Origin of the sequence: Microbacterium sp. NPDC058021, assembly GCF_042885955.1 — a bacterium.
Classification (GTDB): Bacteria; Actinomycetota; Actinomycetes; order Actinomycetales; family Microbacteriaceae; genus Microbacterium.
Genome location: NZ_JBHVRF010000008.1, coordinates 22,771 through 40,541, shown reverse-complemented (window position 1 = coordinate 40,541; position 17,771 = coordinate 22,771). Strand labels below are relative to the sequence as shown.

The following is a 17,771-nucleotide window of genomic DNA, read 5'->3' as shown; positions in this document are numbered from 1 at the left end:
TAGCGGGTCATCGCCGTGCGACGGTGGCGTGGCTCCGGTCGGGATGCCGGTTTGGCCACGCCACCGCCTCAACGAGGAAGTGTCAGTCGAAGACGACGGTCACCTTGTCCGCCGCGCCCGGCGTGGCTGCGAGCTCGAGAGCTTCGAGCGTCTTCTCGAACGGGAACCGGTGGCTGATGATCTTGGCGTACTTCTCCCAGTTCTCGACGATGTCGTCGGTCACCTCGAAGATCTCCGTCGGGTAGCCCATCGCCCACACGATGTTCATCTCGCTCTGCAGGATGCCACCGAAGTCCAGCTCCACCGGCTTCTTGTGCACCGCCACGACGCCGAGCGTGGCGCCGTGCTTCGCGATGCTGGCCACCGTCTGCGGCACGACCGCGACGCCTGCGGCATCCAGGTAGATGTCGGTGGCCGGGCGCACACCGCGCACCCACGGGGTCGAGCCGTCGCCCTGCAGTTCGACCAGGCGTGCGCCGACGTCTTCCTTGGACGAGTCGATGACGGCATCCGCACCGATCTCCAGCGCCTTCTCGAGGCGGGAGGGGATCACATCGACGACGACGATGTGGCTCGCGCCCTTGCGGCGGTAGCCGAGCAGCGCGCCCAGGCCGATGGGGCCGGCGCCGAAGATGACGACCTTGTCGCCCTCCTTCACGCCGGTGCGGTTGACGGCGTGCAGGGCCACGGCCATCGGCTCGTTGAGCGCGGCGACTTCCCAGGGCACGTCGTTGGGGATGACCTTCAGCTGCACGCCCGGAGCGGCATCGCGCACGACGACGTAGGGGGTGAAGCCGCCCTGCGCGCCGCCGGAGCCGAGCAGTCCGTCGGTGAAGCGCATGGTGTCGATGACGACGTGGTCACCCACCGCGAAGCCCTCCACCTCGGCGCCGATCTCGACGATCTCGGCGGCCGGCTCGTGCCCCAGGGGAGTGGCGCCCTGACGGGGAGGGATGCCGCCGTAGCTGGCGTACATCGCGTCGGAGCCGCAGATGCCGCACGCGCGGATGCGCAGCAGCACGTCGCGGGGGCCGACCTCCGGCTTGTCGACCTCGACCCAGTCGATCTGGTTCACACCGGTGACGTGGACGGATTTCATGGTGGCCTCCTGAAGCCTTCGGGTCTGGTCGGCGGGGTTTCCCGACCGATTCCACAATATCCGAACCGTGTTCGGAAATGTAGAGTGACGGGGTGAGTGCGAACAGTGCAGTGGCGGCCAAAGGCCCGGGCCGGCCGCGGCGCGCGAGCCGGGACGAGGTGCGCACCGTCGCGCTCGCCCTGTTCGCGAAGCAGGGGTATGCGGCGACATCGCTCGCCGAGATCGCGCGCGAGGTCGGCGTCAGCCGCACGACGCTGTTCTCGTACTTCCCCGCCAAGCGCGACCTCATGTGGGACGAATTCGACGCGCGCGCCGAACGGATGCGGCAGAGCCTGGCGGCTTCCGAGGGTCTGCCGGCGATGGACATCATCGTCGCCGCGGTCCTCGCCCTCGCGCACTACAGCACGGCCGACCGCGCGTCGTTCACCGCACGCTGGCGCATTGTGGATGCCGACGACGAGCTGCGGGCGGCCGTGGCGCTTCGCACCGCGGCGCTCAGCGGGGAGATCCTCGACCACGTGCACCGGTGCGCGCCCGAGCTCGACCGCGACCGCGCGGGGGATGTGGTCCGCGCGCTCATGGCCGTCGGCGAGCGTGCGACCTCTGATTGGGCAGGCGCGACCGAGGTGAGCGAGCCGCTCGACACGGTGATGGCGCGGCGGCTGGATCCGTTCGTGGAGGCGCTGCGCCCACTGCTCGGCTGACGCGCGACCGGCTGCGGCGCGGCATCCGCCTCGATAATGGGTCCATGGAGTCGTGGGAGCTGCACGAGTGGTTCGCGGACTACCTCGACGCGGCCAATCGTCACGACCTCGAGGCCATCCGGTCGTTCCTCGACCCGGCGGTGCGACGGGCGCACCTTCCGGGCGGGGCGGATGCGTGGCTCGAGGATCTCGCCGATCTCTTCCACGCCTTTCCGGACTGGCGCTGGCGCCGCATCCAGCTCGTCGTCGAAGACGATCGCATCGCCGCGCATCTGCGTGGCAGCGGCACGCACCAGAACGCGTTCCGGGGCATCGCGCCGACGCGTCGCCACGTCAACGTGGCGGAGTTCGTCTTCTTCCGCGTGACGAACGGGCGGATCGTCGAGGCCACCGGCAGCGGCGATGCCGAGATGCTCGCCCAGTTGAGCGGGCGGTGACCGGGGCGCACCGCCTCGCGTGATCCCGGGCTTTCTCGGGGTTCGCCGCGCAGCCCGGCGCCCTGTTCGTGCTGGACCACGCGCAGGCGTAGATCTGCCGCGTCGCGGGGAGCGGACTCGCGCCGGACAGCGAACGCTGCTCACGCGGCTCCGCGGTCACTCCTGCGCGACGAACGTTCCCTGATGGAACCGGAGCCGCACGCGTCCGTCGGATTGCACCCACAGGGACGCGTGCCGGCTCGGCTGCCCGGGTCCCGTGATCGTGTAGGTGACCAGTGCCAGATCCGGCGCGAGCTCCACTGCCTCCCACTCGTCGGTCACGACAGGGGAGGGGTGCTCGTTGGCGAGGGCCGTCACGATGTCGCCGCGAGACCAGCGCCGGCCGGACCGGCCAACCTCGACGAAGTCCGGGTGCAGCAGTTCTCGCACCCGCTTCGGATCCCTCCGGAGTTCCGGCGCCAGCATCGCCTCTTCGGCGGCGCGGGCGGATGTCAAGAATGCGTCGACGTGAGCCATCATGCGCCCACGGTAGCGACGATGACGACGGGCGTCTCGAGGTGACCTGACCCATCGCGCCAGGACGCGAGAATGGACCCATGCCCGCCGCCCATCGCCCCGGTCTGCGCGTCACGCCCGCGCTGACGATCGCGGAGTCGGAGCTGACCTGGCGGTTCTCGCGCTCGTCGGGCCCGGGTGGGCAGGGTGTGAACACGACCGACTCGCGGGTGGAGCTGGTGTGGGATGCCGCCGGCTCGGCATCCCTGACCCCGCATCAGCGCGAGCGGATTCTCCAGCGCCTGTCGGGGCGCCTGGTCGGGGGAGTGCTGACCGTCACGGCATCCGAGCATCGCACGCAGGTGCGCAACCGCGAGGCCGCGCGCGAACGGCTGGCGGCGCTCGTCGCCGACGCGGTGCGCCCGCCCGCCGCACCCCGCCGTGCGACGAAGCCGACGCGGGGTGCGAAGGAGCGGCGGCTGACCGCGAAGAAGCAGCGCACCGACGTCAAACGGCTGCGCCGCCGGCCGGAGGACTGAAGGCGGTGGCGGGGCGTTTCGTCTCGCTTCGCTCGCTCAACGACCGGTGTGGTGGCGGGGGCGGGGGCGTTTCGTCTCGCTTCGCTCGCTCAACGACCGGTGTGGTGGCGGGGGCGGGGCGTTTCGTCTCGCTTCGCTCGCTCAACGACCGGTGCGTCAGTCGCCGTCGCCGCTGGCACCATCGAGGTCGCCGACGTCGACGGCCGACGGCTCTTCGGGGTGCGCGACGTGGGCGGCTGTCTCCGTGGCGCCCCCGGCGCGGAGATTCGCCGCATCGAGTGCTCGTTCCAGGGCGAGATCCGTCTCGGATCCGGGCAGTATCTGATCATCGCTGTTCGACACGGGTGCCTCCTTGACCGCACCGTACTGAGGCGCCCGGCATGTCGGCAAGCCTCAACCTCGAAACCGCTCCGCCAGCCGTGCGAACGCCTGCGCCAGCTCGGGCGGCTCGATCACTTCGAGGTCGACGTCGAAACGTGCCAGCGCCGCCGCGAGCGACACCCACGACCACGACCCGGACGTGTAGCGGCACCGCGCGGCATCCAGTGGCTTGACGGTGCCGTCACCGGCGAAGGGCGCCACCTCATCGGCGGGCAGGTGGAGGATCACCGTGCCGACGCACGGCCACCTCTCACCGGGCGTCGCGCCCGTGAATCGCGCGGCGACGAATGCGCGCGCATCGCCGCCCGGGATCTCACGCGGCGCGAACCGCAGCCGGGTGGGGGTGCGGGGCGAGATGCGGTCGGCGCGGAAGATGCGCCAGTCGTCGCGGTCGAGATCCCACGCGACGAGGTACCACCGCCCGTCGGACGCGACGAGGTCGTGCGGCTCGACGCGACGCGGGGGAGTGGGGTCGGCATCCGATTCCCGCTCGCCCCCGTAGTCGAACCGCAGCACTTCGCGCGACTGCACCGCCGCCGACAGCGCGATCAGCACGTCGGGTGAGACGGACGCCGCGAGGCCCGCGCCGGCGCGGGCGACGGTGGCGAACGCCACGGCATCCATGCGATGGCGCACCCGTGATGGCAGGACCTGGCGCACCGTCGTGAGGGCGCGCAGCGCGGCCTCGCCGATGTCGGTGCCGGATGCCGCGGCCGACTGCAGCGCGACCGTCAGGGCGATCACCTGGTCGTCGTCGAAGAGCAGCGGCGGCAGCTCGCTGCCGGCATCCAGTCGGTACCCGCCGTCGGGGCCCATCGTCGCGTCGATGCGGTACCCCATCTCGCGCAGCCGCTCGATGTCGCGGCGCACCGTGCGCGGGGTGACCGCGAGGCGATCGGCGAGCACGGCGCCCGGCCAGTCGCGCCGGCTCTGCAGCAGCGACAGCAGCGTCAGCAGGCGGGAGGTCGTGGTCACGTCTCGACACTAGAGGGAGTGGAGGACTGAAAGCGTCCTATACGGCTGGAAACGTGACTGCTGTCGGAACACCGACGACCCGATCACGAGGAGCAGACATGACCATCACCACGACCACCCACCTGAACTTCCGCGGCACCGCCCGTGCCGCGCTGGAGTTCTACCAGTCCGTCTTCGGCGGCGATCTCTCGATCACCCGTTACCGCGACGTCGGCATGCCGGCCGAGGCGCCGGGCGCCGACGAGGTCATCTTCGGGCAGCTCGAGAGCGACAGCGGATTCCGCGTGATGGCGTACGACATCCCCGGCGCGAGCCCGGCGACGGCGGACGCCGCACCCACTCGGCGCGAGAACGGCGTCACGCTGACCGACGAGCGGTTCTTCCTCTCGGTGCGCGGTGACACGCTCGACGAGGTGCAGCGGTACTGGGCGGCGCTCGCCGTCGGCGCTGCCGTGATCGAGCCGTTGGCCGCCTCGCCGTGGAGCCCCGGGTTCGGCATGCTCACCGATCGGTTCGGAGTGACCTGGGTCATCGACGTGGCTGGCGCCGACGGCGACTGACCGCTCAGCGGACGATCGGCAGCCCTGTGGTCTCGGCGGCGTTCGAGACGCCGCCGAGGTCGGTCACGTCGGTGAGGCCGGCATCCGTCATCATCCGCACGGCCTGCGAGGAGCGGTTGCCCGAGGCGCAGTACACGAGGTACTCGGCGTCGGGGTCGAGTTCATCCAGCGACGCGGCCAAAGTGCCGCCGTTGAGGTCGTACGACACGGCGCCGTCGAGGTGACCGCCGTCATACTCCGACGTGGTGCGCACGTCGATGATGACCGTCTCGTCGGTGACGGCGATGGGCTCGGCGGGGGCGGCGCAGCCGGCGAGGGCCAACGCGAGCGCTGCGGCGCCGGCGGCGGCGAGAAGGCGAGGCATGAGGTCTCTGTCCTGCCGGTCAGCAGGAGCAGCGGTCGGCGACGGCGACGGCCGCGAGGGCTTCTTCGACGTGCTGGCCGCAGCCGTCCCAGGTCGGCTTCTGGCACTGGGGGCAGGTGACGCGTGCGCACATAAGGTGGTGTCCTTTCGAGGAGGGGTCGGGGTCAGCGGCCGAACAGGCGGGCGAAGAAGCCGCCGCGCTGCGACTGCGCCGCCGCGATCTGGTCGGGGCTGTGCTTGCCGTTGCACCAGTCCGACACCGGCACGGTGTTCTTCACGCTCTGCACGTGCTGACCGCAGCCGGTCCAGGTCGTCTTGCCGCAGACGCGGCAGGTCACTGCTCGACACATGTCGGGTTCCTTCGTTCGGGAGGGCTTAATACCCCCGGGGGTATCTAAGCCATACCCCGTGGGGTATCTTGGGTGTCAAATCAACCCGCACCGAGAGGCCGTCATGACCGATGCAGCCAGCACCGCCGTCGCCGCACACGATGCCGACGCGCAGCGCAAGATCGCCAACCGTCTGCGCCGCGCGCACGGGCAGCTCGCGGCCGTCATCGCCGCCGTCGAAGCGGACGCCTCGTGCCGCGACGTCGTGCAGCAGCTCTCCGCCGTGTCGAAGGCGCTGGACCGTGCCGGGTTCCTCGTGATCTCCACGGCCCTGAAGGAATGCCTCAACGACCCGGATGCCGAGGGCGGGTCGAATCCCGAGGAACTGGAGAAGCTCTTCCTCTCCCTCGCCTGACCTCTGGTGGAGCGGGGCACGCGACGGTACCATTCGAGCGTCGCCGGGCAGGGGTACTCCATGTACAGAGTCGGAGTGGGGTAGGGCCGGTGTCGTCGCGCACCGGCGCGACCCGCGCGGCCACCCCCGGGTGGACGCTGCTGCCGCTCGCGCTCGCGCAGTTCATCTGCTCGTTCGCCGGGTCGAACATGAACGTGATGCTCACCGACATGAGCCGCGACCTGGACACCACGGTGCAGGGCATCCAGGTCTCCATCACGCTGTTCCTCCTCGTGATGGCGGCGCTGATGATTCCGTTCGGCAAGCTCACCGACCTGTTCGGCCGCAAGTTCTGCTTCATCCTCGGGCTCGCCGTCTACGGGGTCGGCGCCATCGTCAGTGCGCTCGCGCCCGGCCTCGGCATCCTCATCCTCGGCAACTCGATCCTCGAGGGTGCGGGCACGGCCCTGCTCATCCCGCCGGTCTACATCCTGGTGACGATGTACTGGACGGGACTGGCCGAGCGGGTGCGGGCGTTCGGTGTCGTCAGCGCCGCGGGTGGCATCGGGGCGGCGACCGGCCCGCTGATCGGCGGGTGGATCACCGCCGCCATCAGCTGGCGTGCGGCATTCATCTTCCAAGCGCTCATCATCGTGGTGATTCTGCTGCTCGCCCTGCGGATGAAGGACCCGCGCCCCGCCGAGCGGGGCCGCCCGTACGACGTGCTCGGCGCCGTGCTGTCGGGGTCGGGCCTGATCGTGTTCGTCCTCGGCATCCTGGCCGCCGACAACGACCTGCTGCTGTCGCTGGGTCTCATGGCCGCCGGCGCCGGCGTGATCGCGGTGTTCTTCTGGTGGGTGCGGCGCCTCGAGAAGGCGGGGCGCGAGCCGTTGCTGTCGACGGCGCTGTTCCGCAACCGCATCTCGAATCTCGGGCTCGTCACCCAGAACTTCCAGTGGCTGCTGCTGATGGGAACCTCCATGCTGGTGGCCAGTCAGTTGCAGGTGGTGCGCAAGTACGACGCCATCGAGACGGGTGTGATCTTCAGTGCCGCAACCCTCGGCGTGCTGGTCTCCTCCCTCGCCGCGGGCCGCCTGGTGAAACGGTTCTCGCAGCGGTCGTTGATCATCGTCGGGTTCATCGCCACGGGGGCCGGGCTTCTGGGACTGCTGCTGGTGGCCGCGGTGCCCGGGGCGTGGGCGTACGGGCCCGGGCTGCTCGTGCTCGGCCTCGGGGTCGGGCTCATGCTGACGCCCAGCGTGAACATCGTGCAGTCCGCGTTCCCCGAGGAGCAGCAGGGAGAGATCTCGGGACTCTCGCGCAGCGTGTCGAACCTGGGGTCCAGCTTCGGCACGGCCATCGTCGGCACCGTGCTGGCGGTGAGCTACGCCGGTCCGGCGGACGGCTACGGGCTGGCGATGACGCCGCTGCTCGTCGTGGCCGCCGCCGGCGCGGTGTTCGCCGCGTTCCTGCCGGGGCGCGCGGCACTGCTCGCCGCCGAAACCACTCAAGGAGAGGCCCGCACATGAACGACTACCCGGCGATCGCCGACCATGGACTCATCGGCGACCTGCAGACCTCTGCGCTCGTGGCCACCGACGGCACCATCGACTGGTTCTGCAGTCCCCGCTTCGACTCGCCGAGCGTCTTCGGCGCCCTGCTCGATCGGGAGCGCGGCGGCCACTTCAGCGCGCGGGCACGCGGCGAGGGCGTCAAGACCAAGCAGCTCTACCACCCCGACACCGCCATCCTCATCACCCGGTTCATGACCGAGGACGGGGTGGGGGAGATCACCGACTACATGCCGGTGACCTCCGACACTCCGAGCGATCGGCACCGGCTCGTGCGACAGCTGACCTGCGTACGCGGCACGATCGTCTTCGACGTGGAGGTCGCCCCACGCTTCGACTACGGGCGGCTGCCGCACGAGGTGCGCGTCGACGACGACGGCGCCACGTTCACCGCGGGCGAGACGACGATGACGCTCAGCCTCATCCGCGATGCCGACCTGGAGCGACTCGGGCGCGCGGAGCAGACGGATGCCGGCGACCTGCGGCTCGCGCTGAGCCTCACCGAAGGGCAGACGCGCGGTCTCGTGCTCGAGATGAACGGCGCGCCCGCCCCGCGCACCGTGCCGGTCGCCGAGGCGCAGCAACTGCTCGACGACACGGCCCACTTCTGGCAGGACTGGATCGGCCGCTCCACCTACCAGGGGCGGTGGCGCGAAGAGGTGGAACGCTCGGCGATCACCCTCAAACTCATGACCTACGCTCCCACGGGCGGACTCGTCGCTGCGCCGACCGCCGGGCTCCCCGAGCAGATCGGCGGCGAACGCAACTGGGACTACCGCTTCACCTGGGTGCGCGATGCGTCGTTCTCGGTGACGACGCTCGTGCGGCTGGGCTACCAGGACGAGGCCGCGGCGTTCGGGCGGTGGCTGCGCGATCGCATCACCGACCAGGCCGGCACCGACACCGGGCCGCTCAACATCATGTACCGCATCGACGGCGACCCGAAGCTGTCGGAGGAGACCCTCGAGGACTGGGAGGGGTATCGCGGTTCGTACCCCGTGCGCATCGGCAACGACGCCGCCGGGCAGCTGCAGCTGGACATCTACGGCGAGGCGATGGATGCGCTCTGGCACGCACACGGCTCCGGCCTCGCGATCGGGCAGCCGGGATGGGTCGCGCTCTGCGGCATCCTGGACTGGCTCGCCGCGAACTGGGATCAGCCGGAGGAGGGCATCTGGGAGACCCGCGGTGGCCGCAAGGACTTCACCTACGGGCGCCTCATGTGCTGGGTCGCGTTCGACCGTGCGCTGCGGCTCGCCGCCGAGTACGGCAGGCCGGCGCCGGTGGCGCTGTGGACCGAGCAGCGGGATGCCATCTACGACCAGATCATGGCCAAGGGCTGGGACCCGGGTCGCCGGGCCTTCGTGCAGCAGTACGGCGAGCCGGTGCTCGACGCGTCGCTGCTGAAGATGACGCAGGTGGGGTTCATCTCGCCGCAGGACCCCATGTGGACCGACACCCTCGCCGCGATGGAGACCGAGCTCGTCTCCGACAGCCTCGTGTACCGGTACGACCCGAGCGCGTCGCCCGACGGGCTGCGGGGATCGGAGGGCACGTTTTCGCTGTGCACCTTCCTCTACGTCGACGCCCTCGCGCGCGCCGACCGGCTCGACGACGCCCGCCTCACGTTCGAGAAGATGCTCACCTACGCCAACCACCTCGGGCTGTACTCGGAGGAGATCGCGCCGACCGGCGAGCAAATCGGCAACTTCCCGCAGGCGTTCACCCACCTGGCCCTCATCGACGCGGCGCTGACCCTCGACGAACGTCTCGCCGCGCGCCGACCGGAGCGCCGCCGCGATCGCTGACGCCGCCCGCCGCGGGGTCGCTACTGTGAGTGCTATGACCACCACTGCGCCGCCGGCCACACGCCGGGCGCGCCTGTATCCGCTGCGACCCTTCGGCATCCTTCTCGTGGGCGTCATCCTCGTCCCGGCGGCGATCGGCCTCCTCACCAACAGCTGGGATACGCCCGACAGTGCCGACTACGTGCGCATGGCGTTCGGCACGGTCGCCGGTCAGACCATCGCGATCCTCTCCGCGCTCGCCGTGTTCGTGGCATCCCTCGCGCGGCGTCTCGCGATCGGTGCGATCCTCGCGAACGGTTTCGTCGCCCTCGTCGTGATCGTCCTGGCGGTGGGCAACATCGCCCGCGCCGGTCACATGCTGCTGCTCGCGCTCGGCGCGGTCGGCTAGAGCGCCCGCCCTCGGCGATGCGTCAGCGGGCGTCTGCCGTCACGCGCAGGTGCACGACCCGCACCACCGTGATCAGCGCGCTGCAGACCGTCGCGGTGACGGCCACCGCGATCGCCGTCGGCGCGGTGAGCGGGACGAACTCCAGGAAGTCCCGCGCGATCGGCACCCAGAACAGCAGTGCGAGCCCGGCGACCATCGCCACGACCACGAGCGCCGTGATCACCGTCACCGGCCGGCTCAGCGCCGCGAGGATCCACAGCCCCACGACCGCCAGTAGCAGCGTCGCCCCGGTGCGGATCTCCACCTGCGGGATGCCGAGGCCCGCCGTCGTCCACGCGTAGGCCGACACACCGATCGTGACGACGACCCCCGCCGGCACGGCGAAGGTCAGCGAGCGGCGGAGGAACCCCGGCACGTAGCGGCGCGCGTTGGGCAGCAGGGCGAGGACGAACGCCGGGATGCCGATCGTGAGGCCGTCGGTGATCGACAGCTGCCGGGGGAGGAACGGGTAGGGCAGCAGCAGCACGCCGAAGGTGACGGCGAGGAAGGTGGCATAGGCGGTCTTGGTGAAGAACAGCATCGACACCCGCTCGATGTTCGCGATCACCTGCCTGCCCTCGGCCACGACCGCCGGCAGGTGCGAGAAGCGGCCGTCGAGCAGCACGAGCCGGGCGACGGCCTTGGTCGCCGCCGAGCCGGAGTTCATCGCGACGCCGATGTCGGCCTCCTTGATGGCGAGGGCGTCGTTGACCCCGTCGCCGGTCATCGCGACGGTGTGGCCGGCGGCCTTGAGCGCCACCACCATGCGGCGCTTCTGGTCGGGGGTCACCCGGCCGAACACGACGTTCTCTTCCATCACCCGGCCGAGCTCCGCATCGTCGTCGGGGAGGTCCCGGGCATCGAACCCGTGCGGTGCGTCGAGCCCCACGTCGCGGGCGATCGCGGCGACCGTCTGCGGATTGTCGCCCGAGATGATGCGCACGCCCACCCCCTGGGCGGCGAAGTACGTCAGCGTCTGGGCGGCATCGGGGCGGATCCGCTCGCGGAAGGTGAGCAGGGCGACCGGCTGGGCATCCGGCGGCACCGTGTCTTCGGCGGGCGCGGTGGGCGCGGTGGGTGCTGTGGGCGCGGTGGGCGCGGTGCCGCGGGCGAGCACGAGGGTGCGGCGCCCGGCCTCGGTCAGGCGGGTGGCGTCGGATGCCATGCGCGCGAGCGCGGCATCCGCCCCGGGTGAGGGGAAGACGAACTCCGGCGCGCCGAGCACCCACATGTCGTCGCCGAACGTCACTGCCGACCATTTGCGGGCGGACGAGAACGATACGGCTGCGGTCGCCGTTTCCTGCGGTTCGGCGAAGGATGCCGCGAGGCTGCGGGCGGTGGCGTTGGCATCCGGCTGCGCCGCGAACCAGCCCAGTGCCTGCTCCCACCCCGGGCGCTCGGCGAGCGGGTGCGCCGCGTCGAACACGACGTCGCCGTGGGTGAGGGTGCCCGTCTTGTCGAGGCAGATGAGGTCCACGCGCGCGAGCACCTCCACCGCGGCGAGTTCCTGCACGAGCACCTGCTCGCGCGCGAGTCGGATCGCGCCGAGCGCGAAGGCGACGCTCGTCATCAGCACGAGCCCGAGCGGAACCATCGCGATGACCGACGCGATGGCCGCCGTCGCGGCATCCTGCCACGCGCCACTCATGAGCGCCTGGCGCCACCCGCCCTGCGCGATCATCTGCGCGTTGAGCACGAGGGCCGCCACCGGCACGATGATCCAGGCGATCCAGCCGAGCACCCGGTTGATGGAGCTGCGCAGCTCCGAGGCGACGAGCGAGAACCGTCTGGCCTCGGCGGCGAGGGAGTTGACGAACGAGTCGGCGCCGACGCGGTCGACGATCGCCACAGCCTCGCCGTCGACGATCACCGAGCCCGACAGCACCCGGTCGCCCTGGGCCTTGTCCGCCGGCTCCGCCTCGCCCGTCAGCAGCGACTCGTCGACGGCGAGGTCGCGGCTCGTCATGATCACTGCATCCGCAGGCACCTGATCGCCGGCACGCAGCACGAGCGCATCGTCGAGTACGACGGCGTCGACGGCGACCGACGACTGCGCGCCGTCGCGCAGCACGCGGGCGGCGGGGGCGTTGAGGAGGGCGAGCCGGTCGAGCGCGCGCTTGGCGCGGAACTCCTGGACGCTGCCGATGACTGCGTTCGCCAGGGCGCTGAACCCGAACAGGGCGTCCTGCCACCGCCCGATCACCAGCAGCAGCACGAAGCAGCCGCCGACGATCGCATTGAACAGTGTGAACACGTTGGCGCGGATGATGCTCCAGGCACTCCGGCTCGTCGACTCCCGGTACGCGTTGGAGCGGCCGGCGGCGGCGCGCTCGGCGACCTGCGCGGAGGTGAGCCCCGGCATCGCCGCCTCGGCATCCATCGCGCCTCCGTGTCGTGTGCCGTCCGACCTCAGCGTAGGCGGCCCGCTGTCTCGGCGGCAGGGCGGTCGTGCGCGGCGCTCTGCGGCCCCTCGGCGTGTGGGGCCGTGCCTAACTCCGCCCCAACTCGCGGGATGGGCGGTCACGGCGCCGCGGGGGCCGCGGTCCGGCGGAGTTGCGACACGCGCCCGCCGCGCACGGGTCCGGGCAGGGGGAAGTCGCCCGTGTGAGCCGCGTCGCCTCGGGGAGCTCCCGCGGCGGGCGAGGAGCGCACGTGGCCGCGCGGCGGGGTGTGCCGTAACTCCGCCACCACGCGCAGGACCGCCGATGTGGCCCCAGGGAGGCGGCGGACGACGCGGCGCGGCGGAGTTATGACACGTGACTCGCGAGCGCGCCGGGCGGGCGCGGGCGGAGTCAGCCGCTCGCCAGCAGGGCGAACTCCGCGAGCACTCGCGGATGCGCGAGGATTCGGAAGTGGCCGCCCGTTTCGAGGCGCACATTCTTCGCCCCGGGAAGTTCGCTTCCCTCCGGGATATGCGGGTCGAACCGGCCGTAGATCGACACGATGTGCGTGTTCACCGCGGCCTGGGCGGCCAGCGACACGATCGTCTCGTCGGTGGGGGAGAAGATGCGCAGCGTCGGCGTCCGCACCAGCCGGGCGTACCGCGAGCCGCCGAACGGCGTCGCGACGGCCACCATGCCCCGCACCCGGGCGGCAGCCGGCCCGAGCATCACCTGCTTGCCCACGAGTCCGCCCTTGCTGTGGGCGATGATGACGACATCGGTGAGGTCCCGTGCCTGGAGGTACGCGGTGACCTGCTCGGCCGCGTCGGTGACAGGCCGGTCGTTGCGCTTGAGGTCGTCGAGCACGTGCACCGGATGTCCGCGGCGGTGCACCTCCACCGCGAGCGGCTGCATGAACTTCCAGGTCTCGTAGACGCCGGGAAGCACGATGACCGGCAGGCGGTCCCCGCCGACGAAGGCATCGGAGGACGTGCGGTCCAGCAGCGCCCGCGTCTGCCACGCGAGCGCATAGGCGTAGTCGCGCGTCCACCACCAGGCGACCTTCGCCGCGCTGGGGATCACGGTGCGCCCCCGCTGCCCATGTGGGCCCGGATCGCGGAGGCCACGGCGCGCGGCGCGCTGCGCTGCACCACGTGATGCCGACGCGGGACGATGACCAGCGCGGCGTCCGGCGCCGCGCCGCTGAGGCGGCGGCACCAGCGGAGCCCGGCGATGGGGTCGTGCTCGCCGCGGATGATCAGCAGCGGCACGGCAAGATCCGCGACGCGCTGTTCGAGTGGATAGGTCAGCATGTGCCGCACCTGGGCGAGGTACCACGGTACGCCGCAGCGCAGGTAGTCGGTGAACACGATCGCGTTGGTGCCGGGGGACTCGCCCAGCGTGTCGATGGCCAGCGCCCCGGCTTGCGCGGCGAGGGTGCGGTGACGCTCGTCCGCCACCGGGCCGATCATGACAACGCCGGCGACGGACCCGGGACTCTGGCACGCCGCTTCGACGACCCATTGGGCCCCCATCGAATGACCGACCAGCACCGCTGAGGGAATGCCGAGGGATGCCACGACCGCGGCGAGCGCGTCGGCCATCTCGGCGACACCGATGTCGTGGTCGGGTTTGGGCAGCCCGCCGTAGCCCGGCAGATCGATCGACAAAACGACCCCGTCGGAGGACAGCTCATCGTGGAGTCGCCCCAAGTATCGGTGCGACATTCCGATGCCGTGCACGAGCACAATTGGCGCACGGCGTGCCATCGACGGATCTCCGCCGGTGAGCACGCGGAAATGCAGCGAGCCGCGCACAATTCGCTGCTCGGTACGTGCCGGACGCACGTGCCGCATCGGGCCGATCAGTGTGCGGCTTCGTACGCCTCGAGCACGGCGGCGGGCACGCGCCCGCGCTCGGAGACGGTGTACCCATTGGACTTCGCCCACTCGCGCACCGGGCCGTAGTCATGCTGACCGGTGCGACGCCGCTTGCGACCGGAGTCGGAGCCGCCGGAGCCGCCGCGCCCTCCCGAGATCCGACGTCCCGCCGACACATAGGGCGCCAGCGCATCGCGCAGAGCCTGCGCATTGTCGTCGGTCAGATCTATTTCATAAGCGATGCCATCGAGCGAGAACAGCACTGTTTCACCCGACCCGACTTCGAGTTCGGTGCCATCGAGATCATCGACGAGCTGATGCACAATTCTGCGAGCCATGCGCAAACCATACTGGCGTCACGGTAATCGCGACAGTAGGCTGCGCGCAGCGTTCGGCGTGTCCCTTTTCCAGGGGTGATTTCAGGGGAGAATTCCGGCGCGGCGGGCCCGCATCACGGCCGCGTGGCGGGTGGAGGCATCCAGTTTTGCCATAGCCGAAGCGAGGTACGACTTCACCGTCCCCTCCTTGAGCCCGAGGGCCGCCGCGATCTCGCCGTTCGTGGACCCGAGGGCGCAGCAGGCGAGCACGTCGATCTCTCGCGGGGACAGGTTGGTGTCGACCTTCTCGGCGGGTCCGGACCCATCGGACGAGAGGGCGGCCAGACGCCGCTCCAGCTGCGCGAGCCGGTCACGGATGCCGGCGTCGTTCACCGCGGCGGCGATGCTGCGCAGCTCCGCGTAGCTCTCGCGCAGCTCCTCGCGTGCCGCGGTGGGAAGGGTGGTCACCGCGGCCGGCGGCGGGGCCAGCGCGAGCCGCCGGCGCACCTCGTCGCGCACCCGCAGTTCGGTGCCGAGCGACTCTGCCGCCGTGAAGGCGGGCCGCGAGACCACATCACCCACGGGGGAGCGGTGCCAGGAGCCGCAGTAGATGACGCCACGCGCGCGCCCGGCGACCATCACCGGAACGGCCAGCAGCGTGGAGATGCCTTCGCCCAGGATCGCCCGGTCGTAGTCGTGGGTGATGGAACGGCTGGTGCGGTAGTCCAGGGCCAATCGGGGCCGGCCCTCGACGAACGAGGCACCGCCGAGACCCTTGCTCGCCTGCACGACGAGACCCTCGATGCTGTGGGTGCGGGCGCCCGCGATGGCGGTGACGTGCACGGCGCCGGCATGCTCGAGCCCGGCGAAGACGACGGGGAAGCGGGTGCGGCGGGAGAGGTCTCCGACGGCGCGCGCCAGCAGCTGCTCGTCGCTTTCTACTCCGGTCTGTGCCGCCACGCACTACCTACTTCCGGGGGTGACGGCGCCGTCGCCGCCTTCGTAGCGTCGACGATATCACGCGGTCGGCAAGCGCATCCCGGGCTTTTCGGGCGTCGTGACCCCTCTCGCAAAGGGCGCCGCACAGCCGCGGGACCCGAGCGGACAGCACGAGTGGCAAGGAGGCCGCACAGATGACCGCACCACACAACGAGACCGCCCCGCCGGGCGTGATCGACTACGTCGCGGTGGAGGATTCGCCGCAGTTCCGCAATCTGAAACGCACTCAACGCAGTTTCGTCTTCCCCTTGGCCGTGGCGTTTCTCCTCTGGTATTTCGTCTACGTGCTGCTGTCGTCGTTCGCCGGCGAATTCATGAGCCAGCGTCTGTGGGGCGACATCACCGTCGGCCTGGTGTTCGGGCTGGGGCAGTTCGTGACGACCTTCGCCATCACCATGACCTACGTCTGGTACGCCAACCGCAAGCTCGATCCGCAGGCGCAGGCGATCCGTGAGCAGCTCGAGAAGCAGGAGGCGGGGGCATGAACGAGATCTTCGGCGCCATCGACGCCGCCGTGCAGTCGGCGGAGAACAACCCCATCCTGAACATCTCGATCTTCGGCGCCTTCGTCGCCGTGACGCTGTTCATCGTGATCCGGGCCAGTCGCAACAACAAGACCGCGGCCGACTACTACGCCGCGGGCCGCTCGTTCACGGGACCGCAGAACGGGTTCGCGATCTCCGGCGACTACCTGTCGGCGGCATCCTTCCTCGGCATCTGCGGCGCCATCGCCATCAACGGCTATGACGGATTCCTGTACTCCATCGGCTTCCTGGTGGCGTGGCTCGTCGCCCTGCTGCTGGTGGCCGAGCTCATGCGCAATACCGGCAAGTTCACGATGGCCGACGTGCTGTCGTTCCGCCTGAAGCAGGCGCCGGTGCGCATGGCCGCGGCCATCACGACCCTCGCGGTGTGCTTCTTCTATCTGCTGGCGCAGATGGCCGGTGCCGGCGGTCTCGTGTCGCTGCTGCTGGGCATCAACGACACCATCGGGCAGTCGGTCGTCGTCGCCGTCGTCGGCGTGCTGATGATCCTGTACGTGCTCATCGGCGGCATGAAGGGCACCACCTGGGTGCAGATCGTCAAGGCGTTCCTGCTCATCGGCGGTGCGCTCGGCATGACGATCTGGGTGCTGGCGCTGCACGGCTTCAGCCTCAACACGCTGCTGGAAGCGGCCGTGGCCGCGTCGCCGGCGGGCGAGGACATCCTGGGCCCGGGCCTGCAGTACGGCGCGAACCCGTGGGACTTCATCTCGCTGGCGCTCGCCCTGGTGCTGGGAACGGCGGGCCTGCCGCACGTGCTCATGCGCTTCTACACGGTGCCCACCGCCAAGGAGGCGCGGCGTTCGGTGGTGTGGGCGATCTGGCTGATCGGCCTGTTCTACCTGCTCACCCTCGTGCTCGGCTACGGCGCGGGTGCCCTCGTCGGCGCCGAGACGATCGCCGCCGCTCCCGGTGGTGTGAACTCCGCAGCCCCGCTGCTCGCCCTGGAGCTCGGCGGACCGATCCTCCTCGGCTTCATCTCGGCGGTCGCCTTCGCGACGATCCTCGCGGTCGTCGCGGGGCTCACGATCACGGCGGCGGCGTCGTTCGCACACGACATCTACGCCAACGTCGTGAAGAAGGGGAAGGTCGAACCCGACAGCGAGGTCAAGGTCGCTCGTCGCACGGTCGTCGTGATCGGCGTGCTGTCGATCCTCGGCGGCATCGGCGTGCAGGGTCAGAACGTGGCGTTCCTCGTGGCGCTGGCCTTCGCGGTCGCCGCCTCGGCGAACCTGCCGACGATCCTGTACTCGCTGTTCTGGCGCCGGTTCAACACCCGAGGTGCGGTGTGGAGCATGTACGGCGGCCTCGCCGCCGCCATCATCCTCATCTTCCTGTCGCCGGTGTTCTGGGGAACCGAGACCAGCGTGTTCAAGGAGACGGGCACGGCGATCTGGCCGTTGAACAATCCGGGCATCGTGTCGATCCCGCTCGGGTTCTTCCTGGGTTGGCTCGGCACCGTGACTTCCAGCAAGAAGGAAGACCCACGCCTGGCGGCCGAAATGGATGTGCGTTCCCTCACCGGATTCGGTGCGGAGAAGGCCACCAACCACTGACGCCGAGCGTCGC

General features: G+C 70.4%; 21 protein-coding genes. 10 read left to right on the top strand and 11 right to left on the bottom strand.

From position 1 onward, the window contains the following. Positions 1 to 82: 82 nt before the first annotated feature. Positions 83 to 1,099, bottom strand: a complete 1,017-nt coding sequence (locus ACFVR6_RS15935; protein ID WP_386964810.1) for a zinc-dependent alcohol dehydrogenase — start codon at positions 1,097 to 1,099, stop codon at positions 83 to 85. A gap of 92 nt (positions 1,100 to 1,191) precedes the next feature. On the opposite strand from ACFVR6_RS15935, the gene ACFVR6_RS15930 reads away from it, so the two are divergent. Both ACFVR6_RS15930 and ACFVR6_RS15925 read left to right on the top strand, forming a co-directional pair. After that, positions 1,192 to 1,803, top strand: coding sequence for a TetR/AcrR family transcriptional regulator (locus ACFVR6_RS15930; protein WP_386964808.1), 612 nt, complete (start codon positions 1,192 to 1,194; stop codon positions 1,801 to 1,803). Positions 1,804 to 1,847: 44 nt separating this feature from the next. Continuing rightward, a complete protein-coding gene (locus ACFVR6_RS15925; protein WP_386964806.1) occupies positions 1,848 to 2,240 on the top strand; it encodes an ester cyclase in 393 nt (130 codons plus the stop codon). A 156-nt stretch (positions 2,241 to 2,396) separates the two neighbouring features. Here the strand turns inward: ACFVR6_RS15925 and ACFVR6_RS15920 are convergent, their stop codons facing one another. Continuing rightward, positions 2,397 to 2,759, bottom strand: coding sequence for a nuclear transport factor 2 family protein (locus ACFVR6_RS15920; protein WP_386964804.1), 363 nt, complete (start codon positions 2,757 to 2,759; stop codon positions 2,397 to 2,399). Between the two features lie 77 nt (positions 2,760 to 2,836). Here ACFVR6_RS15920 and arfB point away from each other — a divergent pair, with 77 nt between their 5' ends. Continuing rightward, positions 2,837 to 3,274, top strand: coding sequence for an alternative ribosome rescue aminoacyl-tRNA hydrolase ArfB (gene arfB / locus ACFVR6_RS15915; RefSeq protein WP_386964802.1), 438 nt, complete (start codon positions 2,837 to 2,839; stop codon positions 3,272 to 3,274). Between the two features lie 156 nt (positions 3,275 to 3,430). Here arfB and ACFVR6_RS15910 read toward each other — a convergent pair whose 3' ends face one another. Both ACFVR6_RS15910 and ACFVR6_RS15905 read right to left on the bottom strand, forming a co-directional pair. Further along, a complete protein-coding gene (locus ACFVR6_RS15910; RefSeq protein ID WP_386964800.1) occupies positions 3,431 to 3,616 on the bottom strand; it encodes a hypothetical protein in 186 nt (61 codons plus the stop codon). Positions 3,617 to 3,667: 51 nt separating this feature from the next. Continuing rightward, a complete protein-coding gene (locus ACFVR6_RS15905; protein ID WP_386964798.1) occupies positions 3,668 to 4,630 on the bottom strand; it encodes a helix-turn-helix transcriptional regulator in 963 nt (320 codons plus the stop codon). Between the two features lie 98 nt (positions 4,631 to 4,728). Between ACFVR6_RS15905 and ACFVR6_RS15900 the strand changes: the two genes are divergently transcribed. Beyond that, complete coding sequence (locus ACFVR6_RS15900; protein WP_386964796.1) at positions 4,729 to 5,190, top strand: VOC family protein; 462 nt, start codon at positions 4,729 to 4,731, stop codon at positions 5,188 to 5,190. 4 nt (positions 5,191 to 5,194) lie between these two features. On the opposite strand, the gene ACFVR6_RS15895 is transcribed toward ACFVR6_RS15900, so the two are convergent. Together ACFVR6_RS15895 and ACFVR6_RS15890 are read right to left on the bottom strand one after the other, a co-directional pair. Further along, positions 5,195 to 5,554 (bottom strand): rhodanese-like domain-containing protein, encoded by a 360-nt coding sequence (locus tag ACFVR6_RS15895; protein ID WP_386964794.1) that lies wholly within the window; start codon positions 5,552 to 5,554, stop codon positions 5,195 to 5,197. A gap of 164 nt (positions 5,555 to 5,718) precedes the next feature. Next, positions 5,719 to 5,904, bottom strand: a complete 186-nt coding sequence (locus ACFVR6_RS15890) for a hypothetical protein (protein WP_386964792.1) — start codon at positions 5,902 to 5,904, stop codon at positions 5,719 to 5,721. Between the two features lie 103 nt (positions 5,905 to 6,007). Between ACFVR6_RS15890 and ACFVR6_RS15885 the strand changes: the two genes are divergently transcribed. From ACFVR6_RS15885 to ACFVR6_RS15870, 4 genes are all read left to right on the top strand, one after another. Further along, complete coding sequence (locus ACFVR6_RS15885; RefSeq protein ID WP_386964790.1) at positions 6,008 to 6,298, top strand: metal-sensitive transcriptional regulator; 291 nt, start codon at positions 6,008 to 6,010, stop codon at positions 6,296 to 6,298. Positions 6,299 to 6,387: 89 nt separating this feature from the next. After that, positions 6,388 to 7,806: an MFS transporter gene (locus ACFVR6_RS15880; protein ID WP_386964788.1), complete on the top strand. Its 1,419-nt coding sequence runs from the start codon at positions 6,388 to 6,390 to the stop codon at positions 7,804 to 7,806. Continuing rightward, positions 7,803 to 9,656: a glycoside hydrolase family 15 protein gene (locus tag ACFVR6_RS15875; protein WP_386964786.1), complete on the top strand. Its 1,854-nt coding sequence runs from the start codon at positions 7,803 to 7,805 to the stop codon at positions 9,654 to 9,656. Before ACFVR6_RS15880 ends, ACFVR6_RS15875 begins: the two co-directional genes overlap by 4 nt. 34 nt (positions 9,657 to 9,690) lie before the next feature. Next, positions 9,691 to 10,044 carry a hypothetical protein gene (locus tag ACFVR6_RS15870; protein ID WP_386964784.1) on the top strand — a complete coding sequence of 118 codons (354 nt, stop codon included), beginning with the start codon at positions 9,691 to 9,693 and terminating at the stop codon, positions 10,042 to 10,044. Positions 10,045 to 10,066: 22 nt separating this feature from the next. Here the strand turns inward: ACFVR6_RS15870 and ACFVR6_RS15865 are convergent, their stop codons facing one another. From ACFVR6_RS15865 to ACFVR6_RS15845, 5 genes are all read right to left on the bottom strand, one after another. Beyond that, entirely contained in the window at positions 10,067 to 12,463 is a 2,397-nt protein-coding gene (locus ACFVR6_RS15865) for an HAD-IC family P-type ATPase (protein WP_386964782.1), read from the bottom strand. 412 nt (positions 12,464 to 12,875) lie between these two features. Next, on the bottom strand, positions 12,876 to 13,547 hold the full coding sequence (locus tag ACFVR6_RS15860) for an esterase/lipase family protein (RefSeq protein WP_386964780.1): 672 nt from the start codon (positions 13,545 to 13,547) through the stop codon (positions 12,876 to 12,878). Then, positions 13,544 to 14,320, bottom strand: a complete 777-nt coding sequence (locus tag ACFVR6_RS15855) for an alpha/beta fold hydrolase (protein WP_386964778.1) — start codon at positions 14,318 to 14,320, stop codon at positions 13,544 to 13,546. The genes ACFVR6_RS15860 and ACFVR6_RS15855 overlap by 4 nt, the downstream gene beginning before the upstream one ends. A gap of 8 nt (positions 14,321 to 14,328) precedes the next feature. Continuing rightward, entirely contained in the window at positions 14,329 to 14,682 is a 354-nt protein-coding gene (locus tag ACFVR6_RS15850; RefSeq protein WP_386964776.1) for a histone-like nucleoid-structuring protein Lsr2, read from the bottom strand. 81 nt (positions 14,683 to 14,763) lie between these two features. Further along, positions 14,764 to 15,621, bottom strand: coding sequence for a helix-turn-helix transcriptional regulator (locus ACFVR6_RS15845; RefSeq protein ID WP_386964774.1), 858 nt, complete (start codon positions 15,619 to 15,621; stop codon positions 14,764 to 14,766). Positions 15,622 to 15,794: 173 nt separating this feature from the next. On the opposite strand from ACFVR6_RS15845, the gene ACFVR6_RS15840 reads away from it, so the two are divergent. Next, complete coding sequence (locus ACFVR6_RS15840; RefSeq protein ID WP_386964772.1) at positions 15,795 to 16,145, top strand: DUF485 domain-containing protein; 351 nt, start codon at positions 15,795 to 15,797, stop codon at positions 16,143 to 16,145. Beyond that, positions 16,142 to 17,758 carry a solute symporter family protein gene (locus ACFVR6_RS15835; protein ID WP_386964770.1) on the top strand — a complete coding sequence of 539 codons (1,617 nt, stop codon included), beginning with the start codon at positions 16,142 to 16,144 and terminating at the stop codon, positions 17,756 to 17,758. Before ACFVR6_RS15840 ends, ACFVR6_RS15835 begins: the two co-directional genes overlap by 4 nt. The last annotated feature ends 13 nt before the right edge of the window (positions 17,759 to 17,771 follow it).